General features: G+C 67.2%; 1 protein-coding gene and 1 pseudogene. Both read left to right on the forward strand.

Annotated elements, in window-relative coordinates; all coding sequences use genetic code 11:
• Entirely contained in the window at positions 1–6525 is a 6525-nt protein-coding gene (locus OG203_RS43245) for an SDR family NAD(P)-dependent oxidoreductase (protein ID WP_405162984.1), read from the forward strand.
• Between the two features lie 11 nt (positions 6526–6536).
• Positions 6537–17351, forward strand: a pseudogene (locus OG203_RS43250) (SDR family NAD(P)-dependent oxidoreductase); the annotation flags it as partial.
• Positions 17352–17359 lie beyond the last annotated feature (8 nt).

Genomic DNA, 17359 nt, shown 5'->3' on the forward strand with positions numbered 1-17359 from the left:
ATGAGTGTGGATAGCAACGACACGCAGCAGCGGCTCATCGAGTCGCTGAAGCGAGTAGCCGTTGATCTCAACGAAACACGGTCGAAGCTAAAGGATTTCGAGGAGCGGGCCAGTGAACCGCTGGCGATCGTCGGAATGAGCTGTCGATTTCCGGGCGGGGTGAGCACGCCGGAGGAGCTGTGGGAGCTGGTCACCGAAGGACGCATCGGGACCTCGGAGTTCCCCACCGATCGCGGCTGGGATCTGGAGCGGTTGTACGACCCGGACCCGGACAGTACCGGCACTTCCTATACCCGTGCGGGCGGGTTCGTCGAGCGGGTCGCCGAGTTCGACGCGGAGTTCTTCGGGGTCGGCCCCCGTGAGGCATCGGCGATGGATCCGCAGCAGCGGTTGCTGTTGGAGGGGGCATGGGAGGCGTTCGAGGACGCTGGCATCGATCCGAACTCGTTGCGCGGCAACGATACCGGCGTTTTCTGCGGTGTGATGTATCAGGATTACGGCTTCGTCGCTGGTAGCAGTGCTAAGAGCGCCGAGATCGAGGGCTACCTCACGATCTCGTCGGCGGGCAGCGTGGCGTCGGGTCGGATCAGCTACACCTTCGGGTTCGAAGGTCCTGCGGTGACGGTGGATACGGCGTGCTCCTCGTCCCTGGTGGCAATGGATTCGGCCTGTAAGGCGCTGCGGTCCAGGGACTGTTCGCTGGCATTGGTCGGCGGTGTCACCGTGCTGGCCAGACCGAATGTGTTCGTCGAGTTCAGTCGTCAGCGTGGGGTGTCTCCGGACGGTCGGTGTAAGTCCTATGCGGCGGCGGCCGATGGCGTCGGCTGGGGCGAAGGTGCCGGTCTTGTTGTCTTGGAACGGCTTTCGGACGCACGGCGCAACGGTCATCGGGTGCTTGCGGTGGTGCGTGGCATCGCGGTTAATCAGGACGGCGCCAGTAACGGGCTGACCGCGCCGAACGGTCCATCGCAGGAGCGGGTGATTCGGCAGGCTTTGGCGAACGCCGGCCTGACAACGGCTGACATCGACGCCGTGGAAGGTCATGGCACCGGCACCAAACTGGGTGATCCGATCGAGGCGCACGCGTTGCTGGCGACGTATGGCCGCGAGCGGGTAGGCGAGCCGCTGTGGCTCGGGTCGATCAAGTCGAATATCGGACACGCACAGGCGGCGGCCGGTATGGCGGGTGTGATCAAGATGGTGCTTGCCTTGCAGCACGAACTGTTGCCCGCGACATTGCATGTGGATTCGCCGTCCCCGCACGTGGATTGGGATTCGGGGCGGGTCGAGCTGCTGACCGAGGCACGGGCGTGGCGGGCATCGCGGGAGCGGCCGCGGCGTGCGGGTGTGTCGTCGTTCGGTGTCAGTGGCACGAACGCGCATGTGATTGTGGAGGAGGCACCGGTCGAGGTGCCCGCTGACGTTCAGTCGGTGCGGCCGGTCGGTGTGGTGCCGGTGCTGGTGTCGGCGCGGGGTGCTTCGGCGTTGCGGGATCAGGCCGATCGCTTGCGGGCGTATTTGATTGCGCGGCCGAATGTTTCGTCATTGGACGTCGGTTTCTCGGCGGCGACGACGCGGGCAAACCTGGAGCACCGCGCCGTGGTGGTGGCGTCTGATCGTGGCGGGTTGTTGGCTGGGTTGGCGGGGCTGTCTGTTGGTGATCCGGTGGTGAATGTTGTCGAGGGGCGGGTGGTTGGTCCTAAGGCGGTGTTTGTGTTTCCGGGGCAGGGTGCGCAGTGGGTGGGGATGGCGGTGGAGTTGTTGGAAGCCTCGCCGGTGTTCGCGGCGGAGATCGCTGCCTGTGGTGAAGCCTTGTCACGGTATGTGGATTGGCGGCTCGAAGACGTGCTGCGGGGAGTGGCTGGTGTGCCGTCGTTGGAGCGGGTGGATGTGGTCCAACCCGCGTTGTTTGCGGTGATGGTCTCGTTGGCTCGGTTGTGGCGTTCTTATGGTGTGGAACCGGTTGCGGTGGTGGGTCATTCGCAGGGTGAGATCGCTGCTGCGTATGTGGCGGGTGGGTTGTCTCTGGATGACGCGGCACGGGTCGTGGCGTTGCGTAGTCGTCTGGTGGGGCAGCGTTTGGCCGGTGGCGGCGGGATGATGTCGGTGGCGTTGCCAGTAGAGCGGGTCGAGGAACTGCTTGTCCCGTATACAGGGCGGCTTTCGGTCGCGGCGGTGAATGGTCCTGCGGCGGTAGTGGTTGCCGGTGAGCCCGGTGCACTCGATGAGTTGCTGGTGTGGTGTGAAGGCCAAGAGATCCGCGCGCGGCGGGTCGCGGTGGATTACGCGTCGCATTCGGTGCAGGTCGAGGCCATCGAAGCGGAATTGCTGGAGCTTTTAGGATCGATCGCTCCAGTGTCAGGACGTATTCCGTTCTACTCCACCGCGGTTGGTGACTACATCGATACCGCGCAACTCAACGCCGGGTATTGGTACGCGAATTTGCGTGGCCGTGTCGGTTTCGAGGGCGCGGTGCGTGGTTTGGTTGATGGTGGGGTGGATTGTTTTGTGGAGGTTTCCCCGCATCCGGTGTTGACGTTGGCGGTGGAAGAAACAATCCAGGCACACGACGCGGCTGCGCGGGTGGGCGTTGTCGGGTCGTTGCGTCGTGGTGAGGGTGGCTTCGAGCGTTTTGTGTTGTCGCTGGCTGAGGCGCATGTTGTGGGTGTTGGTGTGGATTGGTCGGTGTTGTTCGCCGGGTCTGGTGCGCAGCGGGTGGGGTTGCCGACGTATGCGTTTCAGCGGGAACGTTTTTGGTTGGCGCCGACGTCTTTGGGTGGTGATGTTGGGGCTGCTGGGCAGGTGCGGGTTGAGCATCCGATCCTGGTGGCGGCGGTGCAGGTTGGTGATCGTGATGAGTGGGTGTTCACTGGCCGGATCTCGCAGGAGACGCAGTCGTGGACCCGTGATCATGTGGTGTTCGGGATGGTGCTGGTGCCCGGTGCGGCGTTGGTCGAGCTCGCGTTGTGCGTCGGGGGTGAGTTGGGTTGCGGGGTCGTTGATGAGTTGATCATCGAGGCGCCATTGGTTCTCGATGATGAGGCGGCGCGTCAGATCCAGGTGGTGGTGGGTCGCGCTGATGCTGAGGGGCGTCGGGACGTGGCGATCTTCTCGCGTCCGGAATCCAGTGCCACCGATGAGCAATTCGAGTCGGTCTGTCATGCGCGTGGATCGCTGGCCGTGGCGGGGGAGTCGTTGGCGTCGTGGCCGGCGCAGTGGCCTCCTGCTGGTGCCGAACCGATCCCCGTCGACACGCTCTACAGCCGACTGGCAGATATCGGCCTTGACTATGGACCCCTGTTCCAAGGTGTCCAAGCGGCATGGCGCAGCGGCGGCGAAATCTACGCCGAGGTGGCGTTGCCCGAGGATGCCGACGGCGCGGGCTTCGGCCTCCATCCCGCGTTGTTCGACGCCGTGCTACACGGCGCGATGCTGACCAAGGACGCCGAATCGTCGGTGGATCTACCGTTTTCCTGGTCGAAGGTGCGACTCGGCCGGACGGGAGCCACCAGGGCGCGGGCGCGGATCGGTGCGGCGGGCGAGTCCGCGCTGCGCATTGAGGTGGTCGACGAGACCGGCGTGCCTGTCGTTTCCGTCGATGCCCTCGCCGTTCGCCCCGTCGAACAGACGCAGCTGGCGAGTGCGCAACGCGGCGCGCCGAACTTGTTCCAGGTCGATTGGACGACGGTTACGGCGGGCCCGCCCGGCTCGGCGCGGATCGCGGCTGTCGGCGACGCGGCCGGATTGCTGACCGCTGGTGCGCATTTCGCGGATCTGGACATGTTGGAACAGGCGCTCGCGGACGGCGCGGCGGTTCCGGACGCGGTTCTCGTCGTGGCCGCGGCGCCGACCGACGATGTGGCCACGGACGCACTGGTGACCGCAAGTCGGACACTGCAATTGGTTCAGCGGTGGCTGGCCAGCGAGTGGCTGACCGAGGCGCGGCTGCTCGTGCTGACCCGCAACGCGATTGCCGTCGGCGAACAGGGGGCGGATGTGGCGTCCGCGCCGGTGTGGGGTTTGCTGCGGAGCGCGCAATCCGAACACCCGGGCCGGTTCGTCCTGATCGACCTCGATGAGAGTCCCGATCCGGACTGGAGCGCACTGCTCGACCTCGACGAGCCGCAGTTCGCGGTGCGCGACGGTAGGTTGCTGGTGCCACGATTGGGCCGGGTGCCTGCGGCACCGACGGCACGGAGCGCGGCCACTGGGGAAGCGACGCACGGTGCTGAGTTGTGGCGATTGTCGATCGGCCGGAAGGGTTCGCTGGAGGATCTGGCGATCGTCCCCTCCGACGGCGGCAGGCCGCTCGGCGTCGGGGAGGTGCGGATCGGAATTCGGGCCGCGGGCCTGAACTTCCGTGACGTACTTATCGCGCTCGGCATGTATCCGGGCGAGGCGCCGCTTGGCAGCGAGGCGGCGGGTGTCGTCCTCGAAGTCGGCTCGGAGGTCACCGATCTGGCACCCGGCGATCGGGTGCTGGGCCTGATCACCGAGTCCTTCGGGCCGGTGGCGGTAGCGGACCGGCGGGCGATCGTGCCGATGCCGTCCTGCCTTTCGTTCACCGAGGCCGCGGCGGTGCCGGTGGTGTACCTGACCGCCTACTACGGCTTGGTCGATCTCGCCGACCTGCGCGACGGTGAGCGACTGCTCGTGCACGCCGCCGCCGGTGGTGTGGGGATGGCCGCGTTGCAGCTTGCCGACTACTTCGGCGCGGAGGTATTCGCGACAGCGAGCCCGTCGAAGTGGGATGTGTTGCGCGCGTTGGGGATTCCTGAGGATCGGATCGCCTCGTCGCGGGACCTCGGCTTCCGCGATCGCTTTCTCGACGCGACCGGCGGCGCAGGTGTCGACGTGGTTCTCGACTCGCTCGCCGGTGAATTCGTCGACGCGACAATGGAAGTGATGCCGCGCGGCGGCCGATTCCTGGAGATGGGCAAGACCGATATCCGCGATCCGGAGGTGGTCGCGCGTGCGCATCCCGGGGTGCGGTACCGCGCCTACGACCTGATGTCGGCGGCGGGGCTGGACCGGATCCAGGAGATGCTGCTGGAAATCACCAGGCTGTTCCAGTGGGGTGTGCTCGTGCCCGCGCCGATCAGGACATGGGATGTGCGTCGTGGCGGTGCGGCGTTCCGATTCCTCCGCGAGGGCCGCAATATCGGCAAGGTCGTGTTGACGGTTCCGCCGCCGCTCGATCCGGACGCGACGATCCTGATCACCGGTGGCACCGGCGGTTTGGGCGCGCTGTTCGCCAAACATCTGGCCGGAAAGCACGGTGCCAAGCAGTTGCTGCTGCTGAGTCGCCGTGGCCCCGACGCCGATGGTGTCGCCGAATTGGTCGCAGACCTCGCCGCGCTCGGTGCCAGTGCGCGGGTTGTCGCCTGCGATGTGTCCGATCGGAATCAGCTTGCGGGGCTGCTGGATTCGCTGGAACATCCGCTGACCGCGGTCGTGCACGCGGCGGGTCTGCTCGATGACGGCGTGATCGAATCGCTCACCCCGGAGCAGGTGGCGAGGGTGATGCGGCCCAAGATCGACGCGGCCAGGCATCTGCACGAGCTGACCGCGGGGCACGAGTTGTCGGCATTCATCCTGTTCTCTTCTGCCGCAGCGCAATTGGGAACTCCGGGGCAGGCGAACTACGCCGCGGCGAACGCCGCTCTCGACGCACTCGCGGCTACCCGGCGCGCCGAAGGTCTGGTTGCCAGCTCGTTGGCATGGGGCCTGTGGGCAGCCGAGACCGGCATGACCGGCGAGCTGGACGAGACCGATCTTGCTCGGCTGGAGCGGACCGGCGTCGGGGCGTTGTCCGCCGAGCTCGGACTCGAGCTGTTCGACCAGTCCCTCGGCGTGGACGCGGCGTTGCTGGTGCCCCTGCGGGTGGACTTCGCGACGCTGCGTACCCAAGCACGCGCGGGAACGCTGCCCGCACTGCTGCGCGGGCTGGTGCGCACACCGGCACGGCGCGCCGAAGCCGGCGGATCACTCATCGAGCGGCTGGCGGGCCTGTCGGCGGCCGATCGGGAACAGGTCGCTCTCGAATTGGTGCAAGGGCAGGTCGCAGCAGTGCTCGGACATGCTTCCGGCGCCGCGGTCGAGGCCGGAAGAGCCTTCAAGGACATCGGATTCGACTCACTCGCCGCGGTCGAACTCCGCAATCGGCTCACTCAGGCCACCGGAGTGCGGTTGCCGGCCACCCTTGTTTTCGACTACCCGACCCCCATCGAGGTCACGCGACTGCTGCTCACGCACGTCGGTGGTGGCACCGAGCAGAAGGGCCGCTCGCCCATCGACGAGGAGTTGCGGCGGCTCGACGCCCTGTTGATCACCGTGGCGAGCGATGCGGACCAACTCGCCGACATCGAGCCGAGGCTGCGTTACCTCAGCAACCGACTGCGGGCGCTGCTCAGCGGGAGCAACAGCCCCGCAGCGGACGCGGACGGCGAGTCGGCCGCCGACTTCGATGTCGCGTCCGACAACGAGATGTTCGAACTTATCGACAAGGAGCTCGGATCGGCATGACCGACCACACGGACGAGCAGAAACTCCGCACCTACCTGCGGAGAGTGACCACGGAACTGCGCACCGCGAATCGCAGGGTGCGCGAATTGGAGGAACGCGACAGCGAGCCGCTCGCCATCGTCGGTATGAGCTGCCGATACCCAGGCGGGGTGACCTCACCCGAGCAGCTGTGGGAGCTGGTCGCGGCGGGACGCGACGCGATGACGCTGCTACCGGGTGATCGCGGCTGGGATCTGGCGCGGCTGTATGACGCGGACCCCGATCACCTCGGGACGGTGACGGCGACCGCGGGCGGCTTCGTCGACGGTGTCGGTGACTTCGACGCGGACTTCTTCGGGATCAGCCCGCGCGAGGCGCTGGCGATCGATCCGGCCCAGCGGTTGATGCTCGAGGCGGCGTGGGAGGCCTTCGAGGACGCGGGTATTGATCCGACGTCGTTGCGCGGCAGTGACACCGGCGTCTTCACCGGCGCGGTGACCTCGGACTATGGCGGCACGATGCCGCCGGAACTGGAGGGGTTCCGGCTGACCGGCACCCAGGGCAGCGTGGTGTCCGGCCGGATCGCCTACAGCCTCGGGCTGGAAGGTCCCGCGGTCACGGTGGATACGGCATGCTCCTCGTCGCTGGTGGCAATCCATCTGGCGGCCAAGGCATTGCGGGCCGGGGAATGTTCGCTGGCCTTGGTCGGCGGCGTGACGGTGCTGGCCGGTCCGTTCCTGTTCGTGGAATTCAGTCGGCAGCGTGGCCTGGCGCCGGATGGCCGCTGCAAGGCGTATTCGGCGGCGGCGGACGGGACCGGCTTCGCGGACGGGCTTGGATTACTTGTCCTGGAACGTCTTTCGGACGCACAGCGGAAAGGTCATCGGGTCCTCGGGTTGATCCGCGGTAGTGCGATCAACCAGGACGGTGCCAGCAATGGGCTGACCGCGCCGAATGGTCCGTCGCAGGAGCGGGTGATCCGGCAGGCCTTGGCGAGTGCGGGTTTGAGCGCCGCCGAGGTCGACGCGGTGGAGGGACACGGCACGGGCACCCAGCTCGGTGATCCGATCGAGGCACGGGCGTTGCTGGCGACCTACGGGCACGAACGGGTGGATGGCCCGCTGTGGCTCGGGTCGATCAAGTCGAATATCGGGCACACCTCGGCGGCCGCCGGTGTGGCGGGTGTGATCAAGATGGTGCAGGCGATGCGCCATGACATGTTGCCGCCCACGTTGCATGTGGATTCGCCGTCGCCGCACGTGGATTGGGACTCGGGTGCGGTCGAGTTGCTGACCGAGGCGCGGCAGTGGCGTGCTTCGGAGCGGCCGCGTCGGGCCGGGGTGTCATCGTTCGGGATCAGTGGCACGAACGCGCACGTCATCGTGGAAGAAGCGCCGCTCGATGAGTCGGCGCCGGGCGAAGCGCCCGCCGACATCGCGTCGGTGCGGTCCATCGGCGTGGTGCCGGTGCTGATTTCGGCGCGTAATGCTTCGGCTCTGCGGGACCAGGCGGCTCGATTGCACGCGTATCTGATTGCGCGGCCGCAGGATTCGGTGCTCGACGTCGGCTTCTCGGAAGTGACGTCACGGGCACTGCTCGAGCATCGGGCCGTGGTGGTGGCGTCGGGCCGCGAGGCGTTGCTGGCCGGGCTGTCCGGCTTGGCTGCGGACACACCCGTGACCACGGTGTTCGAGGGTCGTGCTGTCGGGGGGAAGACGGCGTTCCTGTTTACGGGTCAGGGTGCGCAGCGGGCGCGGATGGGTGCTGAGTTGGCTGAGGCCTTCCCGCGGTTCGCTGAAGTCTTGGATGAAGTGTGTGCAGAGGCGGAGCCACTGCTTGGTCGGTCGTTGCGTGAGTTGCTTAGTGCGCCAGAAGAGTCCGGTGATGCCGCGTTGTTGGATGCGACGGAGTTCACGCAGGTCGCGTTGTTCGCGGTCGAGGTTGCGTTGTTCCGGTTGGTCGAATCGCTGGGTATACGTCCGGATTTCGTGATCGGTCATTCGGTCGGTGAGATCGTGGCGGCTCATGTGGCGGGGGTGTTGTCGCTTGCTGATGCGTGTGCGTTGGTGGTGGCGCGTGGTCGGTTGATGGGTGCGTTGCCTGCTGGTGGTGCGATGGTCGCGGTGGCGGCGAGTGAGGCGGAAGTGGCCGAGTCGTTGACCGGGTTTGTGGGTCGGTTGGCGATTGCTGCGGTGAATGGTCCGCGGGCGGTGGTGGTTTCGGGGGACGCCGAGGCGGTGGAGGAGTGGCTGCCGCGATGGGTGGATCGTAAGACCTCTCGGTTGCGGGTGTCGCATGCGTTTCATTCGCCGCGGATGGAGCCGATGCTTGCTGAGTTCCGGAAGGTGGTCAGTGGTCTGCGGTTCGATGAGCCGGGGATTCCGGTGGTGTCGAATGTGACCGGCGAGCTGGTGGTTTCGGAGTTGACCGATCCTGAGTATTGGGCCAGGCATGTGCGCGAGGCGGTGCGCTTCGCCGATGGCGTGCAGACTCTGTATGCGCTGGGTGTCCGAAAGTTCCTGGAACTAGGTCCTGATGCCGTGTTGACGGCGATGGCGCGGCAGTCGCTCGATGAGCACACGGATGCTGTGCTGGTCCCGGCGTTGCGCGCCCGCCGTCGAGACGCTGAATCCTTTGCCGGTTTCCTGGGACAGGCCCAGGTCGCCGGGATACCGGTGGATTGGTCGGCGTTCTATGCCGGAACCGGCGCGCGTCGGGTGGGGTTGCCGACGTATGCCTTTCAGCGAGAACGGTTTTGGCTGGCCTCGAACAGCGGGATCGGGGACGCGGCGGCGGCCGGGTTGGGCCGCATGGAACATCCGCTGCTCTCGGCCGCGGTGTCGGTCGGTGATCGGGACGAGTGGGTGTTCACCGGCCGACTGTCCACCGAAACCCAGCCGTGGGTCGCCGAGCACCTGCTCCTCGGCAATATCGTCGTGCCGGGCACCGGTTTGGTCGAGTTGGCCCTAGCGGCCGGTCGGCAGACCGGGAGTCCGGTCCTCGACGAATTGGTGCTGGCAGCACCGCTGCTCGTGGAACCAGGTGTCCCACGGCAGTTGCAGGTCACCGTCGGCGAGGCCGGTGCGGATGGCCGTCGGGACGTGGCGATCTACTCGCGTCCGGAAGCCGCTGGCGGCGACGCCGAGCGGGACGTGATCTGCCACGGGCGCGGCGTGCTCGCGGCGTCCGCGGCAGAACAGGCACCCGCGTGGCCGACCGAGTGGCCACCGGTCGACGCGGAACCGCTCGCGATCGACACGCTCTACGCCCGCCTGACCGACCTCGGCTACGACTACGGTCCCGTCTTCCAAGGCGTGCGCGCGGCCTGGCGAAACGGCCAGGAAACCTATGCCGAAGTCGAGCTGCCGGACACCACCGGCGGCGCCGGGTTCGGGATTCATCCCGCGCTCTTCGACGCGGCGCTGCAGAGCGGTGTCGTGCTGCTGATCGACGGCGCGGACACCAGGCACAAGATGCCGTTCAGCTGGACGGGTGTGCGGCTCGATCGCCTCGGCAGCTCCCGATTGCGGGTCCGTGCCATCGTGACCGGTGAGTCCGCGCTGCGACTCGACGCGGTAGACGACTCCGGAGCTTCGGTCGTCTCGATCAGCTCCATCGTCGTGCGCCCGGTCGAGCAGACGCAGCTCGAAGGTGCGGGTAGTCCGCAACGTTCGCTGTTCCAGGTCGACTGGGCCGAAGTGGTCGCCGATGGAGTCGGCGGCGAGCCGGTTCAGGTCGCACACCTCGGCGCGAGTGACACTGCGGAAGGCACATCCTATGCCGACTTGATGGCGCTGGAACACGCACTTGCCGAAGGTGTTTCGGCACCCACGTTGGTTATCGCGGAGATCAGGACCCCGGCGGACGAGAACGAGGCGTCCCCGCTGTCGATACCGCAGGCGGCCAGGGCGGTGACCGCGCATGCGTTGGAGCTGATGCAGCGCTGGCTCGCCAGTGCGTCGCTGGCCGACGCACGGCTCGTCGTGGTGACGCGCAATGCGGTCGAGGTCGGTACGGGGCGCGACGACGCGCGGAGCGGCTACCCGGCACCGGATATCGCGCAGGCCGCGGTGTTGGGTCTGGTGCGAAGTGCCCAGTCCGAGCATCCGGGACGGTTCGTGCTCGTCGACATCGACGGGGAAGGAAGCCACGGAAACGAGCCGGACTGGGGCGCGCTGATCGGCATGGACGAGCCGCAGCTCGCCCTGCGGGACGGTCGCTGGTTCGCACCGCGGCTCGGGCACGCGGCGGTATCGGTTGCGCCGCAACCGGACCGGCACACAGCCGTCGAGCGAACCGGGGATGTGTTCGATCCGACCGGGGTCGTGCTGATCACCGGCGGCACCGGTGGTTTGGGCGCGGTGTTCGCGCGGCATCTGGCCCACTCGCACGGGGCAAGGCGGCTGTTGCTGGTGAGCAGGCGCGGCACCGAGGCCGAGGGGGTCGACGAGTTGGTTGCCGAATTGGCCGAACTCGGTTGCGCGGCGCAGGTCGCGGCGTGCGATGTCGCGGATCGCGATCAGCTTGCGGCACTGCTGGATTCGCTGGATCTGCCGTTGACCGCGGTCGTCCACGCGGCGGGTGTGCTCGACGACGGTATGATCGAATCGCTCACCCCGGCCCAGCTGGATCGGGTACTGCGCCCGAAACTCGATGCGGCGCTGCACCTGCACGAACTGACCGCGGACATGCGGCTGTCCGCGTTCGTGCTGTTCTCCTCGGTCGCCGCGTTGATCGGCAGCCCCGGCCAGGCCAACTATGCCGCCGCTAACGCCGCGCTCGACGCGCTCGCGATCGCGCGGCGCGGCGCGGCGCTACCCGCGACCTCGCTGGCGTGGGGCCTGTGGGCCAATGCGCGCGGTATGGCCGGTGAACTCGGCGAGACCGATCTGGCGCGGCTCGAGCGCATGGGTGTCGGCGCGTTGTCCGCCGAGCTCGGGTTGGCATTGTTCGACCGTGCGCTGGGAACGGACGCGGCACTGCTGGCACCGGTGCGGCTCGATATCGCCGCACTGCGTGGGCAGGCGCGGGCGGGCATGTTGCCTGCGCTGCTGCGTGGATTGGTCCCGGTGCGGACTCGGTCCGCGGTGGGCGGGTCGTTGGCGCGGCGGCTGGCCGAGGCGGCCGAGGCCGATCGGGAGCGCATCGTGCTCGAGTTGGTCCAAGCACAGGTCGCGGCGGTCCTCGGACACGCGTCCGGCGCTGCGGTCGGACCCGAAAGGGCATTCCATGACCTCGGATTCGACTCGCTGAGCGCGGTCGAGCTGCGCAACGGGTTGAGCAAGGCCACTGGCGTGCGGCTACCGGCCACCCTCATTTTCGACCATCCGACACCCGCGGCGGTCGCGCGACTGATTCGCGGCGAAATCGGTGGGGGCGCCGATGCCGAACGTCCCGTGGCGCGGTCGCATCGGTCGACGACGGACGAGCCGCTGGCGATCGTCGGGATGAGTTGCCGGTATCCGGGTGGGGTGTCCGCACCGGAGGAGTTGTGGGATCTGGTCGCTTCGGGCCGCGACGCGATCTCGGGCCTGCCGACGGATCGGGGCTGGGACCTGGAGCGGCTGTACGACCCGGATCCGGACCGGCTCGGGACGGTGAACACGACCGGCGGCGGGTTCCTCGAGCGACCGGGTGACTTCGACGCCGAGTTCTTCGGAATCGGTCCGCGCGAGGCGCTGGCGATGGATCCGCAGCAACGGTTGATGCTGGAGGCCGCATGGGAGGCCCTGGAAGACGCCAGGATCGACCCGACGTCGTTGCACGGCAGCGATACCGGTGTGTTCTGCGGCGGCGTCACCTCCGACTATGTCAACGGGGCGTCACCGGACCTGGAAGGGTACCGGCTGACCGGCACCACGATGAGCGTGCTGTCGGGACGGATCTCCTACACCCTTGGGCTGCAGGGACCTTCGGTGTCGGTGGACACCGCGTGCTCCTCGTCGCTGGTGGCGATTCATCTGGCGAGCCAGGCGCTGCGCTCGGGTGAGTGCTCATTGGCGCTGGCGGGCGGTGTGACGCTGATGGCGGGCCCGTACACGCTGACGGAGTTCAGCAGGCAGCGGGCCGTATCGCCGGATGGGCGATGCAAGGCGTATGCGGCGGCTGCCGATGGCACCGGGTTCTCCGATGGTTTGGGTTTGATTGTGTTGGAGCGTCTTTCGGATGCGCGGCGTAACGGTCATCGGGTGTTGGCGGTGGTGCGTGGTAGTGCGGTGAATCAGGATGGGGCGAGTAATGGTTTGACGGCGCCGAATGGTCCTTCGCAGGAGCGGGTGATTCGGCAGGCTTTGGCGAATGCGGGTCTGACGGCGGCCGATGTGGACGCGGTGGAAGGCCATGGCACGGGCACCAAGCTGGGTGATCCGATCGAGGCGCAGGCACTGCTGGCGACCTACGGACGTGAGCGGGCGGACGGCCCGCTGCGACTCGGGTCGATCAAGTCGAATATCGGACACACGTCGGCGGCGGCCGGTGTGGCGGGTGTGATCAAGATGGTGCTTGCGTTGCAGCATGAGGTATTGCCCGCGACATTGCATGTGGATTCGCCGTCGCCGCACGTGGATTGGGATTCGGGGCAGGTCGAACTGCTGACCGAGGCGCAGGAGTGGACGGCTAACGGTCGGCCTCGGCGTGCGGGTGTGTCGTCGTTCGGTGTCAGTGGCACGAACGCGCATGTGATCGTGGAGGAGGCGCCGCTCGAGACGCCGATCGCGCAGGACCCTAGCGCTGGTCCGTCGGTGGTGCCGGTGGTGGTGTCGGCGCGGAGCGCTTCGGCGTTGTGCGCGCAGGCTGATCGGATGCGGGCGTATTTGATTGCGCGGCCGGATGTTTCGTTGGTGGATGTCGGCTTCTCGGCGGTAACGACGCGAGCGTCGTTGGGACATCGGGCAGTAGTGGTCGCTTCGGAGCGGGATGAGTTGTTGACCAGATTGGCTGGTTTGGCGGCCGGTGAGCCTGATGCCGGAGTGGTCGAGGGGACGCCGGTTGGTCCTAAGACGGTGTTTGTGTTTCCGGGGCAGGGTGCGCAGTGGGTGGGGATGGCGGTGGAGTTGTTGGAAGCCTCGCCGGTGTTCGCGGCGGAGATTGCTGCCTGTGGTGAGGCGTTGTCGCGGTATGTGGATTGGCGTCTTGAGGACGTGCTGCGGGGGGTGGCTGGTGTGCCGTCGTTGGAGCGGGTGGATGTGGTCCAGCCGGCGTTGTTTGCGGTGATGGTGTCGTTGGCGCGGTTGTGGCGTTCTTATGGTGTGGAACCGGTTGCGGTGGTGGGACATTCGCAGGGTGAGATCGCTGCTGCGTATGTGGCGGGTGGGTTGTCTCTGGATGATGCGGTGCGGGTTGTGGCGTTGCGTAGTCGTCTGGTCGGTGAGCGTTTGGCGGGCTCGGGCGGGATGATGTCGGTGGCGTTGCCGGTGGCGCGGGTCGAGGAACTGCTTGTTCCGTATGCGGGTCGGGTGTCGGTTGCGGCGGTGAATGGTCCTGCGGCGGTGGTGGTTGCCGGTGAGCCCGGTGCACTCGATGAGCTGCTGGCGTGGTGTGAAGGCCAAGAGGTCCGCGCGCGACGGGTCGCGGTGGATTACGCGTCGCATTCGGTGCAGGTCGAGGCGATCGAGGCGGAGTTGCTCGAGGTCTTGGGGTCGATTGTTCCGGTGTCGGGTCGTATTCCGTTTTACTCCACTGCGGTTGGTGGCTATATCGATACTGCGGGGCTCGATGCGGGGTATTGGTATGCGAATTTGCGTGGCCGGGTTGGTTTCGAGGGTGCGGTGCGTGGTTTGGTTGATGGTGGGGTGGATTGTTTTGTCGAGGTCTCCCCGCATCCCGTGCTGACGATGGCGGTCGAAGAGACTGTTGCAGCGCATAACCCGGCGGGGCGGGTTGGCGTTGTCGGGTCGTTGCGTCGTGGTGAGGGTGGCTTCGAGCGGTTCTTACTGTCGCTGGCCGAGGCGCACGTTGCCGGTGTTGGTGTGGATTGGTCGGTGTTGTTCGCCGATAGCGGCGCGCAACGAGTCGGGTTGCCGACGTATGCGTTTCAGCGGGAACGGTATTGGCTCTCGCCTCATCGCCGGAGTGGTGATGCTGGGGCTGCTGGGCAGGTGCGGGTTGAGCATCCGATCCTGGTGGCGGCGGTGCAGGTTGGTGATCGTGATGAGTGGGTGTTCACCGGCCGTATTTCGCAGGAGACGCAGTCGTGGACGCGTGATCATGTGGTGTTCGGGATGGTGCTGGTGCCCGGTGCGGCGTTGGTCGAGCTCGCGTTGAGTGCGGGTGGTGAGCTCGGGTGTGGAGTGCTCGACGAGTTGATCATCGAGGCGCCGCTGATTCTGGACGATGATGTGGCACGCCAGGTTCAGGTGATGGTGGGCCGGTCCGACGCTGAAGGGCGTCGCGAGGTAGCGATCTTCTCGCGCCTCGAATCTGATGCTGCTGATGAGCAATTCGAGTCGGTCTGTCATGCGCGTGGATCGCTGGCCGTGGCGGGGGAGTCGTTGGCGTCGTGGCCGCTGCAGTGGCCTCCTGCTGGTGCCGAACCGATCCCCGTCGACGCGCTCTATGCGCGGGTGAACGATCACGCGCATCTGACCGACATCGGCTTCGACTACGGTCCCGCTTTCCGCGGCGTTACCGCGGCATGGCGCTGTGGTGACGAGGTCTGCACCGAGCTGGAGCTGCCCGAAATCGCAGGCTCGGCAGCGGGATTCGGGCTGCACCCGGCGTTGTTCGACGCCGCGCTGCACGGCGGGCTCGGCATGCTCGACCGCGGCGGTGATTCGCCGGGCGGGTTGCCTTTCTCCTGGTCCGGCGTGCGGCTCGATCGGGTCGGCGACACGCGGCTGCGGGTTCGGATCGGGTTGGCGGCCGATACGGCACTGCGACTCGATATCGCCGGTGCGGACGGTGTGCCGATCGCGAGCGTGCACCGACTCGATGTCCGTCCGATCGAGGAAGAGCAGTTGGCGGCCGCGCGACGCGGCGAACAGAACCCGCTGTTCCGCCTCGACTGGGTGCCGGTCTCAGCCGCGGCGCAACAGCCGGGGCGGGTCGCGATCCTGGGCGACCTTGCCGGAGTGGGAGAACGCTTCGCGGATCTTGACGAACTGGAAGCGGGGATCGCCGACGGCGGTGTGGCACCGGACGTGGTCGTCGCGGGTATCGACATCGCCTCCGGGACAACCGATCCCGCAGCGGCGGCCGGTGCGACAGCGGTCAGTGCGCTTGGCCTGGTCCAGCGGTGGCTGGCGAGCGAATGGCTCGGCGAGGCGCGACTGGTGGTCGCGACCCGCAACGCCATCGCGGTCGGCGCGGCAGCGGCCGATATCGCGCAGGCGCCGGTGTGGGGCCTGGTGCACAGCGCGCAGTCCGAGCATCCTGGACGTTTCGTGCTCGTCGATGTCGACGGTGCCGTCTCGACCGACCCGCGAGAAGTCACCAGCGATGAACCACCGGCGTGGGGCACCTTCATCGACCTCGACGAGCCACAGCTCGCGATGCGCGAGGGCCGATTGCTGGCGCCGCGGCTCGCTCGGGTGTCCGACGCGACGGGCACGACGCAGGTTCTCGATCCGGACGGAACAGTCCTGATCACCGGTGGCACTGGTGGTTTGGGTGCGTTGGTTGCCAAGCATCTGGCCCGCAAGCACGGTGTCGGGCACCTGTTGTTGGTGAGTCGGCGTGGCCTTGAAGCCGAGGGTGCGGCGGAGTTGGTCGCGGATCTGGCGGCGTTGGGTACGCGGGCACAAATCGAGGCCTGTGATGTCGCCGATCGAAATCAGCTTGGGAAACTGCTGGATTCGTTGGAGCGTCCGTTGTCTGCGGTGGTGCATGCGGCGGGTGTTCTGGATGACGGTGTGGTGGAGTCGCTTTCACCGGAGCAGTTGGCGCGGGTGATGCGTCCGAAGGTGGATGCGGCGTGGCATCTGCACGAGTTGACCGCGGGCATGGAGTTGTCGGCGTTCGTGTTGTTCTCCTCGGTGGCGGCGTTGATCGGTAGCCCAGGTCAGGCGAACTACGCGGCCGCCAATGCCTGTCTCGACGCACTCGCACACCAGCGGCGTGCCGCGGGTCTGCCCGCGAGTTCGCTGGCGTGGGGGTTGTGGGCCGATGGCACCGGGATGACCGGTGCCCTGAGCGATGCCGAACTCGCGCGGCTGGAACGGATGGGTGTGCTCGCCCTACCCGCCGAACTCGGAGTGGAGCTGTTCGACCAGGCACTCGGTTCGGCCGAGGCGTTGCTCGCGCCGGTGCGATTGGATCCGGCCGCGTTGCGGACGCAGGCGCGGGCCGCGATGTTGCCCGCGCTGCTGCGCGGACTGGTGCGAACTCCGGTGCGGCGCGGTGAATCCACCGGTGCGACGCTGGCGCAGCGGCTGGCCGGGGTGGCGGAGGCCGATCGCGAACGGGTCGTGCTCGAGTTGGTGCAGGCGCAGGTCGCGGCCGTGCTCGGGCATACGTCCGGCGCGGCGGTCGACCCGGGCCGTGCCTTCCAGGAGATCGGATTCGATTCGCTCGCCGCGGTCGGGCTGCGTAACCGGCTCACTCAGGCAACGGGTCTGCGGTTGTCCGCGACGCTCGTCTTCGACCATCCGACTCCGGCCGCGGTCGCACGGGTGCTCCTCGCGGACCTCGGAGGCGGCACGGCGGAACCGCAGATCGATCAGGAACTGAACAAGCTGGAGACAATGTTCGCCGCGATCACGGCGGCCGAGCAGCAACGCGTGGCCGGGCGGCTGCGCACTCTCCTGGCCGCCGTCGTCGACGGCAGTCAGCACACGAACGAACTCATCGAAGCCGCGGCGACGGCGGACGAGGTCTTCCAACTCATCGACGCCGAATTCGGCGAGGCATGACGGGAATT

The sequence above is a fragment of the Nocardia sp. NBC_01499 genome, assembly GCF_045040275.1.
Classification (GTDB): domain Bacteria; phylum Actinomycetota; class Actinomycetes; order Mycobacteriales; family Mycobacteriaceae; genus Nocardia.